The 20317-nt window shown below is 29.0% G+C and carries 19 protein-coding genes, 2 tRNA genes and 1 pseudogene; 15 read left to right on the top strand and 7 right to left on the bottom strand.

Annotation, left to right across the window (positions count from 1 at the left end; translation table 11 throughout):
• The first annotated feature begins 190 nt into the window (after window positions 1-190).
• On the top strand, window positions 191-2080 hold the full coding sequence (locus tag MBORA_RS04680) for an MSCRAMM family protein (RefSeq protein ID WP_063720306.1): 1890 nt from the start codon (window positions 191-193) through the stop codon (window positions 2078-2080).
• Here MBORA_RS04680 and MBORA_RS04685 read toward each other — a convergent pair.
• The gene (locus MBORA_RS04685) at window positions 2065-3264 is read right to left on the bottom strand and encodes an MnmC family methyltransferase (protein ID WP_042693980.1); all 1200 of its coding nucleotides are present in this window, start codon (window positions 3262-3264) and stop codon (window positions 2065-2067) included. The genes MBORA_RS04680 and MBORA_RS04685 overlap by 16 nt on opposite strands.
• 222 nt (window positions 3265-3486) lie before the next feature.
• Between MBORA_RS04685 and tgtA the strand changes: the two genes are divergently transcribed.
• Both tgtA and MBORA_RS04695 read left to right on the top strand, forming a co-directional pair.
• Window positions 3487-5466: a tRNA guanosine(15) transglycosylase TgtA gene (gene tgtA / locus MBORA_RS04690; protein ID WP_042693979.1), complete on the top strand. Its 1980-nt coding sequence runs from the start codon at window positions 3487-3489 to the stop codon at window positions 5464-5466.
• Between the two features lie 9 nt (window positions 5467-5475).
• Window positions 5476-6144, top strand: a complete 669-nt coding sequence (locus MBORA_RS04695; RefSeq protein WP_042693978.1) for a class I SAM-dependent methyltransferase — start codon at window positions 5476-5478, stop codon at window positions 6142-6144.
• Window positions 6145-6293: 149 nt separating this feature from the next.
• Here the strand turns inward: MBORA_RS04695 and MBORA_RS11315 are convergent, their stop codons facing one another.
• Window positions 6294-6428 carry a hypothetical protein gene (locus MBORA_RS11315; RefSeq protein ID WP_261795628.1) on the bottom strand — a complete coding sequence of 45 codons (135 nt, stop codon included), beginning with the start codon at window positions 6426-6428 and terminating at the stop codon, window positions 6294-6296.
• A gap of 102 nt (window positions 6429-6530) precedes the next feature.
• Here MBORA_RS11315 and MBORA_RS04700 point away from each other — a divergent pair.
• The 8 genes and pseudogenes from MBORA_RS04700 to MBORA_RS04740 all read left to right on the top strand — a co-directional run bounded on the left by MBORA_RS04700 (window position 6531) and on the right by MBORA_RS04740 (window position 12505).
• A tRNA-Gly gene (locus MBORA_RS04700) sits at window positions 6531-6604 on the top strand.
• Window positions 6605-6611: 7 nt separating this feature from the next.
• Window positions 6612-6685, top strand: a tRNA-Gly gene (locus MBORA_RS04705).
• A 142-nt stretch (window positions 6686-6827) separates the two neighbouring features.
• A complete protein-coding gene (locus MBORA_RS04710) occupies window positions 6828-7865 on the top strand; it encodes a hydroxymethylglutaryl-CoA synthase (RefSeq protein ID WP_042693977.1) in 1038 nt (345 codons plus the stop codon).
• A 10-nt stretch (window positions 7866-7875) separates the two neighbouring features.
• Complete coding sequence (locus tag MBORA_RS04715) at window positions 7876-9036, top strand: thiolase domain-containing protein (RefSeq protein WP_042693976.1); 1161 nt, start codon at window positions 7876-7878, stop codon at window positions 9034-9036.
• A 24-nt stretch (window positions 9037-9060) separates the two neighbouring features.
• A pseudogene (locus MBORA_RS10255) lies at window positions 9061-9958 on the top strand (DUF1848 family protein).
• Between the two features lie 106 nt (window positions 9959-10064).
• Complete coding sequence (locus MBORA_RS04730; RefSeq protein ID WP_198643695.1) at window positions 10065-11030, top strand: DUF1848 domain-containing protein; 966 nt, start codon at window positions 10065-10067, stop codon at window positions 11028-11030.
• 84 nt (window positions 11031-11114) lie between these two features.
• Entirely contained in the window at window positions 11115-12059 is a 945-nt protein-coding gene (locus MBORA_RS04735; protein ID WP_042693975.1) for a hypothetical protein, read from the top strand.
• Window positions 12056-12505: a hypothetical protein gene (locus tag MBORA_RS04740; RefSeq protein ID WP_147659510.1), complete on the top strand. Its 450-nt coding sequence runs from the start codon at window positions 12056-12058 to the stop codon at window positions 12503-12505. The genes MBORA_RS04735 and MBORA_RS04740 overlap by 4 nt, the downstream gene beginning before the upstream one ends.
• Window positions 12506-12662: 157 nt before the next feature.
• On the opposite strand, the gene MBORA_RS04745 is transcribed toward MBORA_RS04740, so the two are convergent.
• Both MBORA_RS04745 and MBORA_RS04750 read right to left on the bottom strand, forming a co-directional pair.
• Window positions 12663-12863: a hypothetical protein gene (locus MBORA_RS04745; RefSeq protein WP_042693973.1), complete on the bottom strand. Its 201-nt coding sequence runs from the start codon at window positions 12861-12863 to the stop codon at window positions 12663-12665.
• Between the two features lie 395 nt (window positions 12864-13258).
• Complete coding sequence (locus MBORA_RS04750; protein WP_042693972.1) at window positions 13259-13591, bottom strand: DUF2085 domain-containing protein; 333 nt, start codon at window positions 13589-13591, stop codon at window positions 13259-13261.
• A gap of 353 nt (window positions 13592-13944) precedes the next feature.
• Here MBORA_RS04750 and MBORA_RS04755 point away from each other — a divergent pair, with 353 nt between their 5' ends.
• Both MBORA_RS04755 and MBORA_RS04760 read left to right on the top strand, forming a co-directional pair.
• The gene (locus MBORA_RS04755) at window positions 13945-14328 is read left to right on the top strand and encodes a hypothetical protein (RefSeq protein WP_042693971.1); all 384 of its coding nucleotides are present in this window, start codon (window positions 13945-13947) and stop codon (window positions 14326-14328) included.
• Complete coding sequence (locus MBORA_RS04760; protein ID WP_042693970.1) at window positions 14307-15194, top strand: hypothetical protein; 888 nt, start codon at window positions 14307-14309, stop codon at window positions 15192-15194. Before MBORA_RS04755 ends, MBORA_RS04760 begins: the two co-directional genes overlap by 22 nt.
• Here MBORA_RS04760 and MBORA_RS04765 read toward each other — a convergent pair.
• Complete coding sequence (locus tag MBORA_RS04765; RefSeq protein WP_042693969.1) at window positions 15133-15720, bottom strand: restriction endonuclease subunit S; 588 nt, start codon at window positions 15718-15720, stop codon at window positions 15133-15135. The two genes, MBORA_RS04760 and MBORA_RS04765, sit on opposite strands and share 62 nt — an antisense overlap.
• On the opposite strand from MBORA_RS04765, the gene MBORA_RS04770 reads away from it, so the two are divergent.
• Both MBORA_RS04770 and xerA read left to right on the top strand, forming a co-directional pair.
• Window positions 15708-16472 carry a restriction endonuclease subunit S gene (locus MBORA_RS04770; protein ID WP_063720309.1) on the top strand — a complete coding sequence of 255 codons (765 nt, stop codon included), beginning with the start codon at window positions 15708-15710 and terminating at the stop codon, window positions 16470-16472. The two genes, MBORA_RS04765 and MBORA_RS04770, sit on opposite strands and share 13 nt — an antisense overlap.
• On the top strand, window positions 16469-17455 hold the full coding sequence (gene xerA, locus MBORA_RS04775) for a site-specific tyrosine recombinase/integron integrase (protein ID WP_063720310.1): 987 nt from the start codon (window positions 16469-16471) through the stop codon (window positions 17453-17455). Before MBORA_RS04770 ends, xerA begins: the two co-directional genes overlap by 4 nt.
• Before the next feature lie 116 nt (window positions 17456-17571).
• Here the strand turns inward: xerA and MBORA_RS10260 are convergent, their stop codons facing one another.
• Both MBORA_RS10260 and MBORA_RS04785 read right to left on the bottom strand, forming a co-directional pair.
• On the bottom strand, window positions 17572-18786 hold the full coding sequence (locus MBORA_RS10260) for a restriction endonuclease subunit S (protein WP_082853384.1): 1215 nt from the start codon (window positions 18784-18786) through the stop codon (window positions 17572-17574).
• Window positions 18770-20317, bottom strand: a complete 1548-nt coding sequence (locus MBORA_RS04785; protein ID WP_042693967.1) for a type I restriction-modification system subunit M — start codon at window positions 20315-20317, stop codon at window positions 18770-18772. Before MBORA_RS04785 ends, MBORA_RS10260 begins: the two co-directional genes overlap by 17 nt.

The raw sequence follows: 20317 nt of genomic DNA on the forward strand, positions 1-20317 counted from the left end.
ATGAATCAATATTAGCTTTTCAACACACCATAAAAGAATTTTAAAATCTTTTCAACATCGTAAATTTTTTTTAAGCTTTAAACTGCTTATTTTTCTGAAATTAGGATTATTAGAGTTTTTTTTAAAAATCAAAAGCTTTTTATACATTAAAAATTATAAGTTTTTATCGCACTATAATGAGGTTATGACTATGCTTTATAAAAAAATTGGTTTAATTTTATTAACTCTAGTATTCATATTATCAATTTCTGCTGTTTCAGCAAATGATGGAAATTTTACTGATGATGTGATTGCTAGTGAAGAAGGAGATGAACCTCCGTCGGTTATCTCAAATGCATCCTGTGGGGAGGCACTGTTAAGTAATGAAAATACTTCTGCTTTAAACACTCATAATCAAAATGGTTCTTATGTTTTAAGTGGTAGTGATGTTTCTATGTATTATAAAGATGGAAGTAATTATAAACTTAGTTTATCTAAGGGAAATCTTCCAGTTGAGAATGCTTCTGTTGTAATTAAAATAGGCAGTAACATTTATACTAAAAATACTGATAAAAATGGTTTAATCAATCTTCCAATCACTCTTACAAGTGGTAATTATCTTATCTCTGCTTCACATGGAGATGTTGTGATAAATAACAGATTAAAAGTCATGCCAGTTGTCATTGCTAAAGACTTAACTAAACACTATAAGGGTTCGGAAAAATTCACAGCTAAATTTTTAAATGCTCAAGGTAAAGCTTTAAAAAACACTTATGTTAAGTTTAAAATTAATGGTATTACATACAAGGTTAAAACAAATAAAAAAGGTATTGCAAGTTTAGCTATTAATCTTAAAGCAGGCAAATATCTTATTTATTCGATTCATCCAAATGCTTATAAACTTAAAAACAATATTGAAGTTTTAAGTTCTATTTATACAAAAAACCTAAATAAACATTATAAAAGTAGTTTAAAGTTTACAGCTAAGTTTTTCATGAAAAATGGAAAAGTTTTAGCTAAAAAGTACATTAAATTCAAATGTCATGGAAACACTTATACAGTTAAGACTAATGAAAATGGTGTTGCTAGTTTAAAAGTAATTTCAAAACCTTCTACATTTAAGATTACTTCTATTAATCCAGTTACAAGTGAAAAACATACAAACACGATTAAAGTATTACCAACCTTATCTGCTAAGTCAATGAGGGTTTTCACTGGTAAAACATCTACTTTTAAAGTGAAACTTTATAAAAACGAAAAATTAGCTAAAAAGGCTAAAGTGTATGTTTATATTGATGGAGCTAAAAAAACTCTTAAAACAGATTCAAATGGTGTAGCTAGTGTTAATTTTAAATTATCTAAAGGAACATATAATTTTAAATCTGTTGACCCATATACTGGATATACTTTAAATAAGAAGGTAACTGTTAAGCTATCTTCTCTTAAAGCAACCGATATGTATGCTCGTGAAAATCAACGTTCATCATTCCAAGTTAAACTTTTAAAACAAAATGGTAACATTGCTAAAGATACTAAACTTAGTGTTAGTATTGATGGTGTTGAAAAAACGGTTAAAACTAATTCTAAAGGAATAGCTACTGTTGATTTTAAATTAAAAAAGGGTTCTCATACTGTTATTTCAAAAGATTTAAATACTGGTTATACGCTTAAAAATAAAATCACGGTTTTAGATAGTAATCAGGGTAAACACTATAATAAGTATGGCGTATCTGAAGATGGAAAAACCATTTTAGTCATTGGAAGAGCATCAGCTGCTGGAGAAGAAGGTAAATATGGTTATACTTTCTATAAAGCCGAATTTTTAAGAACATGCCCTTATTGTGGAGGACATGATCTTTATTGGAGTATTTTCTGGGCAGGAGATGAAACTAGTGATAAAGGAATTTTCCCAGCAACAGGCCACAGAGAAAGTGGAAGTGCAGAGGGAATGATTTTCTGTAAGGATTGTGACTGTGACTGGAGTGTATTTGGTCATAATCATGATGGTTCAGGTAGAGATTTAACTCTTATTGGTAAAATTCAAAAATCTAGTAAGGAAGAAGCATATTTATTATTAAGTGGAAATTATATTGCTCCATGATTTCCATTTTTAACTTCTTCTAGCTTTTTAGCCAAATTTATGATTCTAATTCTTGAATTGTTTTTTGCATATTGCTTTTGTGTATAATCTTTTTCAGCTTCAAGAATATAAAACGCTTCTTTTGATGTTGTTGATGTTATATTCATTTTAGCTAAGTTACGCTCCACACGTCTTTTTAACTTTTTATCACTTACTTCATCACCTAAAAAGATGGGAGTTTTAACTGCTGAGGATATTTTAGTATTATGTCTTGCATTGTGACGTTCTTCTTGTCGTTTATTCAAGATATCTTCGCTTGAATTAGATAAATTAGGATCTCTAAAAGGAATTCCAACATCAGATAGTGCAATTCTTATTTCATCATTCTTTAGTAGAGATGTATCTAACATTGATGGATTTGGACTAGCGAGGGTTCCACCTTGTTTTCTTCCAAAAATAGGGCCTAGACCAATGTAAAATCCAGCTTCAATAAATGCGGCTCTAACCGGTGCAGAAGAAGTATAAGTAGCTATAATTCCATCATCTTTTATCACACGCTTAAATTCTTTAAATAAATCAACTGAAAACAATTCTGGTGACATATTTTGGCTAAATGGATCTAGAAATATGGCATCATAACTTTTTGATTTGAGTTTTTGAATGCACTGTCTTGCATCTTCAATATATACATTGATTTCAATGTTATCTGGAATTTCGCTTTGTTCTAGAGATAATCTTGCATAATTGCTTTTTATAAGTTCGTTTTCAATTGCTTTTTTAGTAATATCATGTTCTTTAATTGGGGATGGTACTAAAAGACCACATGCAAGGGTGGCTTTTGAAATTTCAACCATATCTACCTTTAAATTTGTATTGTCACTATTTTTAATAAAGTTTCCAATAGCTGCTGATGTGTTATATCCGAGTCCTGCACAAATATCTAAAATGGCAATGTCTTTTGCATAGTCAAACTTCACTGCTTTAATAAATTTTTCAAATGACTCACTAATTGCTCCGGTAGATGTATGTAAGGTTTCAATTTTATTATTTATTTCTTTTGAGTTAATAGAATAAGATCCATCTTCTGTTAAAACAAAAAGTTCATTGTAACTGTTAAAAAAATCAACTCTAGATTCATTATTTCGACCACTTCTTTCTTCATCGAAATATTGATCAACTAAATTAAAAATATTTTCATGATTCATTTTATCAAATTATCATTTAAATTTTAAAGTATAAAAAATTTAAGATATTATTAATAAACAATTTTTTAGGTTTTAATGAGTATTACTGGCTGAATAAATAATTAAGAGCAAATAAAAATCAATTTATTATTTTAATTTTAATTTTTGACTAAAAAATAAGTAAAATTTATATAATTTCTAATTTAAACTTAATTTTAATTAATTGTTGTATAAGGTTATATAATGTTTGAAATTAAAGCAAAAGATAATAGAGGTAGAGTTGGTGTTTTAAAAACAAGGCACGGTGATGTTAAAACACCTAATTTAATGCCAGTAATTCATCCACGTAAACAAGTAATTGATGTAGCTAAATATGGGGCTGATATTGTAATTACTAATGCTTATTTGATTTATAAAGACGAAGATTTAAAAAAGGAAGCTATTGAAAAAGGATTACATGAACTAATTAATTTTGACGGACCAATAATGACTGATTCAGGTTCATTTCAACTATCTGTTTATGGTGATGTTGAAATTACAAATAAAGAAGTAATTGAGTTTCAAGAATTAATTAAAACAGATATTGGAACTAGTTTAGATGTTCCAACAGCACCATTTGTCACTCGCAAAGAAGCTGAAGATGACTTAGAAATTACACTTAAAAGAGCAAAAGAAGCAGTTGAATATAAAAATAAGCAGAATATGGAAATGCTTTTAAATTCGGTTGTTCAAGGTTCAACATTTCTAGATTTACGTCAAAAGTGTGGTGATGAACTTACTAAGTTAGGTGCAGATTTATATCCAATAGGTGCAGTGGTGCCTCTAATGGAGTCATATCACTACAAAGAATTAGTTGATGTTGTAATGAATTCAGTTTCACACTTACCAGATAGTGTTCCTCGCCATTTGATGGGTGCAGGCCATCCAATGATATTTGCACTAGCAGTAGCTATGGGATGTGATTTATTTGACTCAGCAGCCTATATTTTATATGCTGAAGATGACCGGCTGCTTTCTACAAGAGGAACATTCAAATTGGAAAACTTAAAAGAAATGCCTTGTTCTTGTGAAGTATGTTGTAGGTACACTCCTGATGATTTACGGGCAATGCCAAAAGAAAAAAGAAGAGATTTAATAGCCCAACATAATTTAAATGTTTCATTTGCCGAGTTAAGATTAATTAGACAAGCTATTTATGATGGTAGTTTAATGGAACTTGTTGAAGAACGTTGTAGAGCTCATCCAAAACTTCTTGAAGCTGTTAGGCAACTTGGAAATTACAAGGATGATTTAGAAAAATACGATCCAAGAAGTAAAAAATCAGCATTTTTCTATACAGGACCAGAATCATTATATAGAAGCGAAGTAGTAAGACATATTAAAAAATTGCGAAAAATGCCTAAAAAACGTGATTTAATAGTTCTTCCACCATCTAGAAAACCTTACTCAAAATTTATAAGGGGTAAACTTGGTGATTTTTATATTTATGGATCAGAACAGGAGATTGATTTAGATAATACTGATTTTATGGTTTTAGATGTTCCATTCGGTCTTGTGCCACTTGATATTGATGAAATTTATCCACTAAGTCAAAATGATTCTCCTAAAATCCATGATGTTAGCAGTATTGAGTTTATTGAGGACTTTTTATCGGAATTTGTTGAATATTATGAACAAGTTTTAATTCATTCAAAAATCATTAAAGATCTAGGTATTGGATTATATAATAAATGTTTAAGTGATTTAGACATTGTATACAAAAAGGATGATGTTAAAAAGCTCAAAGCAATAGCTGACTATCAATTTGGTATCGGAGCAGGCGATGCGCTATTTACTGGCAATATAAATGTTGAGAAAAGTAAAAAAACAGGAAAAATTAGGCATGTTTATGATGGAAAAGTTTTAATTGTAAACATGCGAGCTTCTGATTCATATTTAATATTATCAAAAGAAGGAGCGAAAAGACTTCATAATAAAATGCCATATCCACTAAATAGGGTGATTGTTAATAAAGACTCAGAACCATTTGCCCTTGATGGAAAAAGTGTATTTTGTAAATTTGTAGTTGATTGTGATTATGATATAAGAGCTCGTGATGAAGTTTTGATTGTAAATGAAGAGGATAAATTATTAGCTTACGGTAAATCTCTTTTATCTGCATGCGAAATTAAAGAATTTGAAAGTGGACAAGCTATTAAAACACGTAAAGGAATGAAAAAATAAGGTGATAAAATGACAGATGAAGATAAAATCTATACTGGACATCATATTGAAGATAAAGAATTAATTAAAAATGCAAGAAAACCCGAAGGTGAATTAGGTCACCAAATTCTTGATAGAATGAATAAATCCCATGAACTAATGGCTAGGTGGGGAGTAAGTTATTTTAAAGTTGTTCCTGAAAATAAAATATTGGACATTGGATGTGGTGGTGGAAGAAACTTAGAGAGATTCTCTAAACAAATATCCGATGAAGGTAAGGTTGTAGGAATAGATTATTCAGAAGTCAGTATTGAAAAATCAATTAAACATAATCAAAAAGCTATTGATGAGGGTAAAGTTGAAGTAATACAAGGATCTGTTTCTGAAATGCCTTTTGAAGATGAAAGTTTTGATATTGCAACAGCTTTTGAAACAATTTATTTTTGGCCAGATTTTATTAATGACTTGAAAGAAGTTTACAGGGTTCTTAAAAAAGGTGGGTTTATATTCATTTGTAATGAAGCAATCTATGAAGAAGGAAAAATGGATAAATATGATGATTTAGTTGAATTATTAGATATGAAAATTTATTCTGAGGATGTTTTAAAAGCATCTCTTGAAAACGCAGGATTTGTTGAATTTAAAGCCCATATTCAAAAGGATGAAGGCTGGATTTGTTTAACTGCAAGAAAAGATTGAAATTTTATTCTTTTACCACCTGTCAACCAATGAGTAATATAAATTTTCACATAAATGAACTATAATAAAGTTTCAACTTCATCAATAAATATTTCAGCTTGAAGAAGTAATTCTTTAGCTAATTTCTCACTAAAGACAATTGAATAATCCTAACTAGATTTATTTCTAATTGTTTTTGCATCATAAAGATAGTAATAAGTTTTAGCTAATTGCCTTAAAGTTCCTTCATGAGTTTCTGGAGAAATATCTTCTTTCAACAATAAAGCTAAGGCAGAAGTATACATTGCATAATAAGATAATAAGTTATTGAGTTCTAGTGATGTGCCAAAATCATAAGTTTTATATATTATGAAAACATAAATTTATTTGTTGTTTATTTTGTAAATGCGGTGTTAGTCCAGCCTGGTTAAGACTCTAGCCTGCCACGTTAGAGACCCGGGTTCAAATCCCGGACGCCGCATTCATTAGCAGTTGTGGTATAGTCTGGTTATTACTTGGGCCTTCCAAGCCTACAACCCGGGTTCGAATCCCGGCAACTGCATGTTTGTTCATTATTTTTTAAAATTTTTTATTAAATTATCATTTTGTTTAAATTTATTCATTTTTAGTTACTTTTATATAATATTACTAATCAATATTAAATATAATAGATTAGTTTAAATATTATATTTTAAGGTGATTTAATGGTAGGAATTGTAGGATATGGGGCACATGTGCCTTCATATAGAATTAAAGTAGAAGAAATTGCAAAAGTATGGGGTGATGACCCTGTTGCATTATCAAGAGGATTAATTGTTAATGAAAAGTCAGTTCCTTCTGCTGATGAGGATACTGCTACTATTGCAGTAACTGCTGCTAGATATGCTCTAGCAAGAGCTCAAATTGATCCAAGAAAAATTGGTGCGGTTTATGTTGGTTCAGAATCACATCCATATGCAGTTAAACCAACAGCCACTATTGTTGCTGAAGCTGTAGGAGCTACTCCTGAGTTAACTGCTGCTGATTTAGAATTTGCATGCAAAGCAGGAACTGCAGGTATTCAAATGTCTATGGGTCTTGTTGAGTCAGACATGATTGAATATGGATTAGCTATTGGTGCCGATACTTCTCAAGGGGCACCTGGTGATGCTTTAGAATATACTGCATCTGCTGGTGGGGCTGCTTATATTATTGGTAAAAAAGACACCTTAGCTGATATTAATGAAACTTACAGTTTTACAACCGATACTCCAGATTTCTATAGGCGTGAAGGTCAGGATTATCCATCTCATGGTGGACGTTTCACAGGAGAGCCAGCATACTTTAAGCATGTTTTAAATGCTGCTAAAGGTTTATTTGAAAAAACCGATTCAAAAGCAGAAGATTATGATCATGCTTGTTTCCACCAACCAAATGGTAAATTTTACTTAAGGGCAGGTAAGAAATTAGGATTTAATTCAGAACAAGTTAAACATGGTCTTTTAACTCCTGACATTGGAAATACTTATTCTGGTGCTGTTCCTTTAGGATTATCTAATATTTTGGATGTTGCAGAACCAGGAGACAAAATATTTGTTGTTTCATATGGATCTGGTGCAGGTAGTGATGCTTTCACATTAACTGTAAATGAAGAACTCAAAGAAAGAAGAGATTTAGCTCCAAAAACACAAAACATAATTAATGATAAACAATATGTTGATTATGCAGTTTATGCTAAATTCAAAGGTAAAATAAAAATGTAGAGGGATTAAAATGAGAGATGTTGCGATTATAGGAGTTTCACAAACTAAATTTGGGGAATTATGGGATTCATCTTTTAGAGATTTAATAGCTGAAGCTGGTGTGAAAGTTATTAGTGATGCTGGTGTTGAAGGTGCAGATATTGAAGCGATGTATGTTGGAAACATGTCTTCTGGATTATTTGTAGAGCAAGAACATATTGCTGCATTAATTTCCGATCATGTAGGACTTAATCCAATTCCATGTACAAGAGTAGAAGCTGCTTGTGCATCTGGAGGTTTAGCATTAAGACAAGGTATTATGGCAGTTGCATCTGGCTTTCATGATGTTGTGATTTCTGCAGGTGTAGAAAAAATGACTGATGTTGTTGATGCAACTCCAGCTATTGCTACTGCATCTGATCAAGAATGGGAAGCACAACAAGGTGCAAATTTCCCATCATTATATGCAATGATTGCAAAAAGACACATGTATGAATATGGGACTACCCGTGAACAATTAGCCCAATTTTCTGTTGTAAATCATAAAAATGCATCTAACAATCCTAATGCCCAATATCCATTTGAAATTAGTGTTGATAAAGTTTTGAACTCTACAAAAGTAGCTGACCCTTTAACACTACTTGACTGTTCTCCGGTTAGTGATGGGGCTGCTGCGGTTATAATGGTGCCTGCTGAAGATGCTAAAAAATACACAGATACTCCAATTTATGTAAAAGCTTCTGCACAGGCTTCCGGAACATTGACATTACATGATAGAAAAGACATAACTACTATCGAATCTACAAAAGTAGCTTCTAGAAAAGCTTATGAAATGGCAGGAGTAGCTACTAAAGATATTGACCTTACAGAAGTACACGATTGTTTTTCAATTAATGGTCTTTTAGCTGTAGAAGACTTAGGATTTGCTGAAAAAGGTAAAGGTGGAATAGCTATTGAAGAAGGTCAAACTGAAATTGGTGGGGATTTCCCAATTAACACTTCAGGTGGTTTAAAAGCACGTGGACACCCACTTGGTGCTACTGGTATTGCACAAGTTGCTGAAGTTGTATGGCAACTTAGAGGAGATGCTGGTAAACGCCAAGTTGATGGAGCAGAAATCGGTATGACTCATAACATCGGAGGTACTGGAGGTACTGCTGCAGTTCATATTTTTGGAAGAGACAGAAATTAAGTCTCTTATTTTTTTTCTTTTTTTATGATAATTAATACTGGAGTTAGGACAGATATTCCTGCCTTTTATTCAAAATGTCTTTTTAACAGAATTGATGAAGGTTATGCTCTTGTTAGAAATCCATATAATAATCAACTTTCAAAATACTTAATAAATCCAAATGTTGTTGATTGTTTAAGCTTTTGCAGCAAAAACCCAGAACCTATGATTAAAAACCTAGGCAAATTAGCTGAATTTAATCAATTTTGGTTTGTAACTATTACATCTTATGAAAAAGATATTGAAAGAAATGTTCCTCCATACAAAGGTTGTTAAAAGCTTTAAAAGATTATCAGATAGTTTGGGAGTTAATAGCGTATCTTGGAGATATGATCCGATTTTTATATCAGATAAATATAGCTTAGACTATCACATGGAAAAATTTGAAGATATTTGTTCTAAACTTCATGAATATACAAATGACTGTACAATTAGCTTTATTGATTTATATGCTAAAGTTAAACGAAATTTCAAGGAAGCCCGTGAAGTTACAATCTCTGAACAGTTAATCATTGGTGAGGAATTCTCCAAAATAGCTGAAAAATATGATATTCAACTTAAAACCTATGTTGAAGGCAATTTGCTTGAACAATTCGGTTTTGACTGTAGTGGATGTATGAATCAAAAAGTAATTGAGAAAGCTATTGGAAATACTTTAAAAGTTCCAAAAGAAAACTATAAAATTCGTGATTGTGATTGTTTATTTGGAAGGGATATTGGAGCATACAATACTTGCATGCATGAATGTATTTATTGTTATGCTAATAGTCACAAATTATCTACTACTTTTCTCTCACTACAGATACTAATTTTATTTTCCTCAGTAATTAAAGTTTTGCAAATTCGTTCAAACGGAAGAATTTTAACATATATTCAAATATAAAATAAAAATATTAGTGAATGTATAGAAATAAAAATGTTGTCTTGAACAGTTATTATTTATCAGAGTTGCTGTATGATGCTGGTCAAAACACAAATAGGAAATGTTAATGTCACCAGATATAGTAAGTGATAACATGATAATAAATGTTGGCGGAAGAACAGATATAGTGAACTACTACACTCCATGGCTACTGAACAGACTTGAAGAGGGATATGCATATTCAAGAAATCCATTTGCAAGAGAGAATTTATACAAGTTAAGCTTAAAGCCTGAAGATGTGGATTGCTTATTGTTCTGCTCCAAGAACTACCAACCTATACTGAAACATATAGGTAGTATTGATGAAAAGTACAATATATTGTGCAACTACGCGATTACTGCATATGGCAATGACATAGAACCAAAAGTCCCATCAATAAATCAATCTATTAAAACGTTGAAAAGATTATCTGATATTGTTGGTAGCAATAAGATTCTCTGGAGATATGATCCGATACTTCTGACTGAAAAATATACTGTTGAAAAACATTTGGAAACATTTGAATATATGGCTTCAGAAATTGCACCTCTGGTTTACAGATGCATATTCAGCTTTGTTGATATGTACAAAAAAGTTAAAGAGAATATGCCTGAAATAATTCCACTTACTGAGGAAGATAAAGTGAAGCTATTGAAAGGGATTGGTGAGATATCAAAAAAATATAATCTATATACTCAATCATGTGCAACAAATGAAAGCTATGAAAAATATGGTATACATGCTGCAGGTTGCACAACCAGAGAAATATTGGAACAGGCACACAATGTAGTGTATAAAAATGTTAAAGGAAGTGGAATTAGGGAAAATTGTCACTGCATTCCATCAAGAGACATAGGCGCTTATAATTCTTGTTTAAGTGAATGTAAATATTGCTACGCCAACCGAAAACCTGAAATTCCCAGAAATGTTATAAAACTGCATGATGAGAAGTCACCATTATTGCTTGGGCACCTTAAAGAAAATGATAATCTAATTGAAACAAAGGTAATAAGATTTATTGAACCTAAACAGACAACTTTATTTGATTATTAAAATTCAAATTGAATAGTATATAGTTTATTTGTTCCATTGAATCATTTTGGAACTTCAAAGAATATAAAAATATCAGGTGATAAAATGATTTTAACATTAGAAGATATAATCGAAATGTCCAAAAAACCAATTTATATTAAAAGTCCAACATTAGGAAAATTGACTTTTAGAATGTTTTTAGTAAAAGATGAAGAAATAATTCTTAAATATTTAAATGAATATGATGATTCTGAACTCATTTGTAATATGTTTATTCTTAACCAGTTAATGTCTCCTAAAATAACAATGGAAGTTTTAGAAGGATTAAATTCTTTAGAAATAAAATTTATTCTTTCGGAATACTTAAAAATTAACAATATTGATAAATACTTTGATTTTAATAAAGGCAATGTCTATGATAACTTTAAAGATGGATTGATTAGTTATCGAAACCATCTTCTAAAACCAATATTGGCTCATAGAAACCAAATAATTGATTCAATAGAACAAACATTAGATTTAATTACAATACCTCAACAAATTTCAAAATATATTCTTAATTCACAAGAATTAATTATGGATAGTATGGTTGAGGTTTCAAACGCTGTAAATACAATTCAGCAATCAATATCTCTTCCTCAACTCAATGAATATATTCGTTTATTTGATTTGTCCGCAGCATACTCTGCAATATCTATTCAAAAGATTATTGAACCACAAATTAATTTGTGGTCAAATTGGTTTAATGTTAATAAAAATTTAATTCAAGCTACTTATTATTTAGATATATTTTGGGATGAAGTATTTGAAAAATACAATATTTCAAGAGATAATGCTTTAACCTGTATAAAAAAGTATCATTGGTTTATTAGTCCAAGTATGTATACTTATATTGTTAAAGATATTCTTTCTGCTTGTAAAAAACCTTCTAGAAATAAATATCATGAAATTAATAAAGTTTTTGTTAATTATTTTTTAGAAAATGATTGTAGAAATCTTGATGAATTTGTAAGAAATTGGGAAAAAATCCAATTTTTAAAGGTAGAATGAAAATTATTAGAGATTGTGTAAATATTATTAAAAACTGTCCTAAGGGAGTTAATTTTTCAAATTTGATTGTTCCAACATTAATTGCTCAAATTGATGGAATTCAACAAGAATTTATGAAACAAAATGGATTAGTGGTCGATCATAAAAAAGTTTTTGATTTGGAAGGTAACAAACTAAAAGATGAACATGGACAAAATATTTGGTTTAATCAGTATTATAAGGAATTAACGTCTGGTGATGGATTTTTTGATGTAATGAATGATGTTTTTATTGATGTTTTGCTCCAGAACACTGAACCTAGGGAAGATTATAAAACATCAATACATTTCAGTAGAAATAAAATTTTACATGGGGAAAATTTTCATTATGGTAAAAAAGATTATGTGGTAAGATGTTTTATGATTTTAGATTTCTTACATGGGTTAAGTACTAGAAATGATGGTTAATCATGAAGAAATATTAATCGTGCTGTAATGGACAAAAAGATTCAAAACAATACTCATTAGAATCAATGTGAAAATAATAATTATGAAAGGATATTCCTCTCCTAATGGATGGGATGGTTTAGGATATGCTTTCATGGAGATACAAAATCTTATAAGATTATAAATCAGGGGGTACTTGGTCTTCAAATAAGAAACCAATATTATAAGGTTCCCATTCATCAATAGTTTCAAATGCGTTTTGACCGCTTTTCCATTTAGTAACCATTCTAATGGCTTCATCAATTTCTAAATATTCATATTCGATTAAATACACTTCATCTGATTCAGGGTACAATTTAAATAGAATTATCAAAGTCATATTCTTATCATATTGATATTTAATGTACCATCCTTCGCTCTGTAATTGTTCAATTAGTCTATGAATATGCCTCAGTTTCGCAACCCAATTTTTATCAACACCTGCTACACTAGATACTAAAAATCACCTAAACTCATTTAAATCTGCTCCATTTTATTGTATTATTTTAAAAATTAAAATGACATATTTAATTTGATTTTGTTTTATTGATCCATATTACATTCAGAACATACGACCCATACAATACCACATACAAAAATTAATCCTATTAAAGCTAACATATTTTATCACCTTAATCTAAAAGTTACATTTACTTTTTTAAATCTGAACAAGAAGATGCACAGACCCCAACACATACTAATAGTCCAATAAATGCTAATATTGCAACCATATTATCACCAAAACATCCTATCTAACATCATAAATACATACATATATCCAAATCCAAATAATAAGCCAGTAATTAATCTTCTTCGATTATTACTTAAATATGAAGTATGTTTTTGTACTAAACCATCAATAATCATTGGAATCCATAAAAAGATTATCAAATAAAAGTTTTCAAATGGTACTGCAAGTGAAATGGGTAATCCAATTAGTACTCCAAATAATATTCCACTGCAACGAGCACAAAATGGAAATTGATAGTTTCCTATGAAGAAACTTCTTTCAGACTTTTGATGACATAAATGACCGCAGGTTCTAAATATAATCTCATAAATGCCCATAAAATAATACTTCCATATTTCTATTAACTCATTATTATTAAGTTATACATATATCTCTTCAAGTATTAGGTTTAAAATCCCATATATATATATATATATATATATATATATATATCGATTATATTTTTTTACCACACGTCATATCTTATTTTTAAATAATAAACAGTCTAAGGTTTTTATTCATATTTACAATAAATTTACACTGAGTTTATAGATTGGATTTTTACAAATTAATCTGTTTAAAAGTAGTGGCATAATATTTTATTACACAAATTTTATTACTTATTTTATATAAATTATATAATATAAAATATAATAAAAATATGTAATCAAAAAATACAGGGGGGGATTATATGAAACTTATGGATTATATTAAAACCCGATTATTGAACAATAGGGTGGAACAGTATAATACTAAGCGCAGCTATTGGGGTGAGGATGAAAGACAACCCCGAACTGATGGGATTAACACTGGCTTTGATCTTCCAGATGCACTTCCGCCAGTAATTAACAAAACAATAGCTAATGCACGTTATGCTGTTAAACTCGACGGTTATACTTCAGGTATTTTGAAAAATAGAATTGATAAAGCTAATGTTAATATTGTTCTTATTGATAAAGAAAATAAATTATCCAAAGAGCAGAAATTAACTTTAATTTTATGGGCTAGAAAAATTGACATCAGCCAAGTAGCTAAAAATATCTTACAAGGTGAATGGTTGATGGGGAAGGTCTAATTAAACCAGTACAACGTTGGGATAAATCCATAGGCAAATACATTAAACCTGTATTTTTGGAAATTGGTGCACATGGCCATGGCCTTAAAAAAGAATTCAATGATGATAATGAAGTGCAGCTATTTCTTCATGAGATGCCGAAAGATATTGTTAACGGATCTCCTGAAGAGTTTAATAATTATGTTAGTGTTGAAGAGGGAACATTAACGGTAAAGTATGAACCTGAAGAAGTCATTAACTTCATGTACAATGAAATCTACTGTGAAGCGCAAAGCATCATCCTTAATTGTCTTGATGATATTTATCATAAATGTAACTTGGAAAGAAACCAGATGGAAAGAATTAATAAGGATAATATTATTGAAATTAAACCTTCATTGGATGCTAACGGCCAACCTATAATTACTGAATTATCCTCAACCGCTAAAGAAAATTTGTATGCTGACTATGGAACTACAGCAGATAGTAATGTAGCTATTGTACCTCCGGGAATAGAAAGTAAAATCCTTGGGGGTAACAACTACCGGTCTGACTATACAAGGCAGACTGAAATCTTTAGAAATAATATTTTAAGGACTTTTGTAACTCCTCAGTCTCAAGCAGGTAATGAGAAGTCTAATCAGAATGTAGCTGAATACATTAACGATTCAGCTATTACAGGTTTTATTGTTAATGTAGCTAATGATCAGAAGTGGGTGTTAAAGTATTGTAATGAACTATTAAATCGTCAATTGGAATTGATGGGCATTAATGAAACTTTAGATATTTACTTCAGCTATTCAAGAGATGATGTATTAAGATACATTATGGAATTGTCTTCTGAAGGTGATGAAATTTATAAAAATTATTTATTTTCTTCAACATAGAAATTTTTTTATCCACATTCCATAAAATTGAAATAACTCTTTTTTGGTCATTGATTGAAGGTATTGATATTTCTAAGTTTTTAAAAGTTCCTCCAGATATTTCTTTAAATGTTGAACCATTAGAATTATTTATAATGTATTTTATGTTTAATTTAAGCCAATAATAGAAATATTTGTGATAGCAAATATCCTCATTACAAATTAAACTTTTAAATCCTTGATTTGTAGATAATTCATTATTTGCAATAGCAATATATCCAATTGGTGCTCTAGAAGTCATTAAAACAGTATTTTTAGGAATTAATCTTGCACTAGAATTATTTAATCCTTCTTGGGAAATATTTCTCTCACCTTTAGAAATATAAATATCACTATAAGAAGACAAATCTTTTGGTGTAATCCAACTTATATCTCCATACCAGTACTCATTTTTGTTTGTTGAAGGAGTACCTCCTGAAACAACTTCTCCAATATCCTCAATTTTGTAATATTTAAATTCTAAATAAAAATTTAATGGATATTGCAAATGGAATTTTTAAAAAAGAGTTTTTGAATTTTGAGGAATATGATAATAATAATTTGAATTCTTCTGAATTTGGATTAATTCCTAAAAAATGGTTTTATGTCTCTTTAGATAAAATATCTGATGTAACTATTGGAAAAACACCACCACGTAAAGAACCTCAATGGTTTTCAGAGACTAATGGAATAAAATGGATTTCAATAAAAGACCTTGGAAAATCAGAAGTATATGTTTTTGAAACATCGGAATATCTCACTGAAGAAGCAATTTATAAATTTAATGTTAAATTAATACCAAAAGATACTGTGATTTTAAGTTTTAAACTTACTGTTGGTAGATTGGGAATTACTACTGAAAAAATGGTAACTAATGAAGCTATTGCGCATTTTAAATTGAATAACGATTTAATAACAACAGAGTATCTTTATTTATATCTTAAAAATTTTAATTATGAGTCATTGGGAAGTACATCATCAATAGCTAAAGCTATTAATTCTAAAATTGTCAAAAAGATTCCGATATTAATTCCTTCAAAAGAAAAATTAAATTCTGTATCAATACTATTTAATAGTATTTTTGAACAGATTAAAATAAATCAAGGCGAAATATCAAAGTTAACTAAATTAAGAGACATTTTACTTCCTAAACTCATGTCGGGTGAAATTGATGTTTCTAAGATAAATTATGATTTGAAAATAATGTTAGTTATTTTATACAAAAAAATTGTAAATTTGATATTGAGGATTACAAAATGAAAACAAAAATAATATCAAAAATACAAAACAAAATGAAACCTTATTTAAATCAAGACCAATATCTAAAATTAACAAATACCTTGTTAAATTCACTTAAAGATATTGAATTGATTGATAATAACAATGAGCTAAATGAAATAGATAATTTTAAATTATTAAATTTATTTTTATCTGCAAAACAAGTAGAAGGTTGTTCTGATAAGACAATTGTTTATTATAAATCAACAATTGAAAAAATGTTAGAAAAATTAAAAAAACAAGTTTATAACATTACAACAGATGATTTAAGAAAATATCTTTTTGATCATAAATATGCTAAAAATTCATCAAAAACAACAATTGACAATATAAGAAGAATATTCTCAAGTTTCTTTTCATGGTTAGAAGATGAAGATTATATACTCAAAAATCCTGTTAGACGAATACATCGTGTGAAAACAGGTCGTGTTGTTAAGGAAGTATTAACAGATGAAAATTTAGAAATTTTAAGAGATAATTGTGATGAAATAAGAGATTTATCAATGGTAGAATTATTAACATCAACTGGAATCCGAGTAGGAGAATTAGTGCGATTAAACATAGAAGATGTTGATTTTTATGAGCGAGAATGTGTTGTATTTGGGAAAGGAGAAAGTGAAAGAGTAGTGTACTTTGATGCTAGAACTAAAATACATTTAATAGAATATTTACAAGGAAGAAATGATAATAATCCTGCACTATTTGTTTCATTGAATAAACCATTTAAAAGATTAGGAATAAGTGGTGTTGAAACTCGAATAAGAGAATTAGGTAAAAAATGTAATATAAAAAAAGTTCACCCCCACAAATTCAGAAGAACAATGGCAACAAATGCCATTGATAAAGGAATGCCTATAGAACAAGTGCAAAAATTACTTGGACATGTGCAAATTGATACAACTATGCAATATGCAATGGTAAACCAAAGCAATGTTAAACTTGCACATCGTAAATTCATTGGATAAAACAAAATTAAATATTATGATATTCAATTGAAAATTAATATAACAGTGTTATTTAACATGATATTATAAAAAAAGCACAATAATTGGAAATAAAATAATAATATTTAAAACTATTATTATTCTAAATCATAATTTATCTTAGAAACATCAATTTCACCAGACATTAATTTAGGGAGTAATGCATCTCTTAATTTTGTTAATTTTATAATTTCAAGTTGATTAGATTTTATTTCTTCAAATAGTGATTTTATATAATTATGAAACTTATCCATAGTTTTTTTAGGCGGAATCACAAGTTTTATTTTAGAAAATTCATTTTTATTTAAATTTAATGTTGTACTTCCACCAGAACCAAGAAGTTTAATGTATTCAGACATTTCTTCAATGTACAAATAAATAAAATATGGACTTATATCTTCAGCACATATTATACTATTAATCTGTTGGTTGGTTTGACTTTTTTCATAAGTTAAACTAACTAAACCTGCAGTAGCAATACAACTTACACAAACACTATTTTTGGGTAAAGTCTTTTTAATTTGACTTTTAATTCCTATTTCAGACAATTTTCTTTCAGTTGTTATTACAAAAACATTATTATGCATGTCTGGAATGGTTATAAAAGGCATGTCCTTTCCATAATTCTCTTCTTTTTTTGTTGGAGGCGTTTTACCACAAACAACTTCTTTAGAAATTTCATCTATGGATTTTACTTCAAAATCTGATGGAATTAAACCACAATCACTATCTTTTAAATCATTGTAATTTTCATAATTAATAAAATCTTTTCTAAAAATAGCTTTGCATATATTAATTAAATTTTTATTTATTCTTTCTTTTAATTTTATCCTATAATTTAAAAATTCATAAATTTTAACAATTTTTTCTTGTATTTCTAATGTTGGAATTGGAATCTTAATATCGCAAAATTTTGCCCAATCTAAACTACCCCTAATACTACTATCAGTATAAAACCATCCTAACCGGTCAAATTCAGATCTTCGAAAATACATCATCAAAAATTTTGGAAGTATCATCTCTTTATTTTTTATTTCAAAAACTTTATATGCTGGAGAAATAATAGTTGGTTTTTTCGAGGTGAATAAAGATATAACTACTGATTTATCTCTACCTACGTGCATTAAATTACAAGCAAATTGATTCTCATTAATTAATTTATATCTTGCCAGATTTGTTCCAATCGTATTTGCGACAGAGGGTATAAATTCTTTATGTATATTCATTCCAACAAGTTTTGTTACAGTTAAATCTTTATTTTTTGTTTCCGATATTTCAATCAAATTTCCTAACTTTTTATAATCGAATTTCATAATCTAACTCCTTCATCAATTTAATCAAAATATCTGTAGAGTTTGATTCTTCTTTAAGTAACTCTTCAAGTTCTCTACTTAATCTAGTCATTTCAGAATCATAATCCATAGTTTCATCTTTATTTACAAATTCTATATATTGACTAGGAGATAAATCATAATCATTTTCTTTAATTTCATCAAGAGATGCAGAATAACAAAATTCAGGAACATCTCCATAATCAGAAATATCTAATTGCCATCTATGAAAAGTCTCCACAACTTTATTTCTATCATCATCAGTTAATTCAACATATTTTTTATTATATGGAGAACCCATATTTCTTAAATCAAAAAATATGACTTCATCTTTTCTGTTTCTATATGTTTTAAGTTCATCATTCTTTTTAATTGATGTTTCAATTTTATTTTTATTGATAACCCATAATGTTACTGAGATATTAGTGGAATAGAATAATTTCATAGGTAAAACCATTATTGATTCAATTAATCCATTTTCGATTAATTTTTTTCTAATGTTATATTCAACACCGCCAGAATTTAACGCGCCATTTGATAAAATGAACCCTGCTACTCCATTTTCAGATAATTTAGATACCATATGTAAAATCCATGCATAATTTGCATTTCCAACTGGTGGAATCTCATATCCTGACCATCTATAATCATTTATTAATTGGTTATCTTCTCTCCAACTATCTAAATTGAATGGGGGATTTGCCATGATATAATCTGCTTTTAAATCCTTATGTAGATCATTCAAAAATGTATCTGCATTTTTTTCACCAAGATTATATGAGATTCCTCTTATTGCTAAATTCATCATACCTAATTTTCTGGTTGTGGCTATTGCTTCTTGTCCATAAATTGAAACATTTTTACTATTTCCTTCATGTTGTTTAATAAATTCCATTGATTGAACAAACATTCCTCCAGAACCACAGCAAGGGTCGTAAATTTTACCATCATAAGGTTCAATTAATTCAGCTATTAATTTTACAACAGATTTTGGTGTATAAAATTCTCCTTTTCCTTGTCCTTCTTTACCTGCAAATTGACCTAAAAAATATTCATATATTCTACCAATACTGTCTTCTTCATCATCTTTAATTTTAATTGTATTTATTACATCCAATAATGATGCAAGTTTTGTATGATCTATTTCTAATCTGGAATAATAATTATTAGGTAATGCACCTTTCAATCCTTCATTATTTAATTCAATGTCATGTAATGCAGTATCAATTTTAATAGTAATGTCGCTCTGTTTGGCATTTTCCATTATATAAGACCAACGAGAGGTTTCAGGTATGTAAAAGGCATTATCCTTAATATAAAACTCAGGGATATCTATATATTCTTCACCAAACTCTTTTGTAATCTTATTTAACTGTTTATCAAAGCGATCATTAACATATTTTAAAAATATTAAACTTAATACAACATGTTTATATTCTGCAGTTTCAACACCGCCCCTAAGTTTTATTGCAGATTTCCATAATTTTTCTTCAAAACTTACTTCTTTAGCCAT

Source organism: Methanobrevibacter oralis, assembly GCF_001639275.1.
Classification (GTDB): Archaea; Methanobacteriota; Methanobacteria; order Methanobacteriales; family Methanobacteriaceae; genus Methanocatella; species Methanocatella oralis.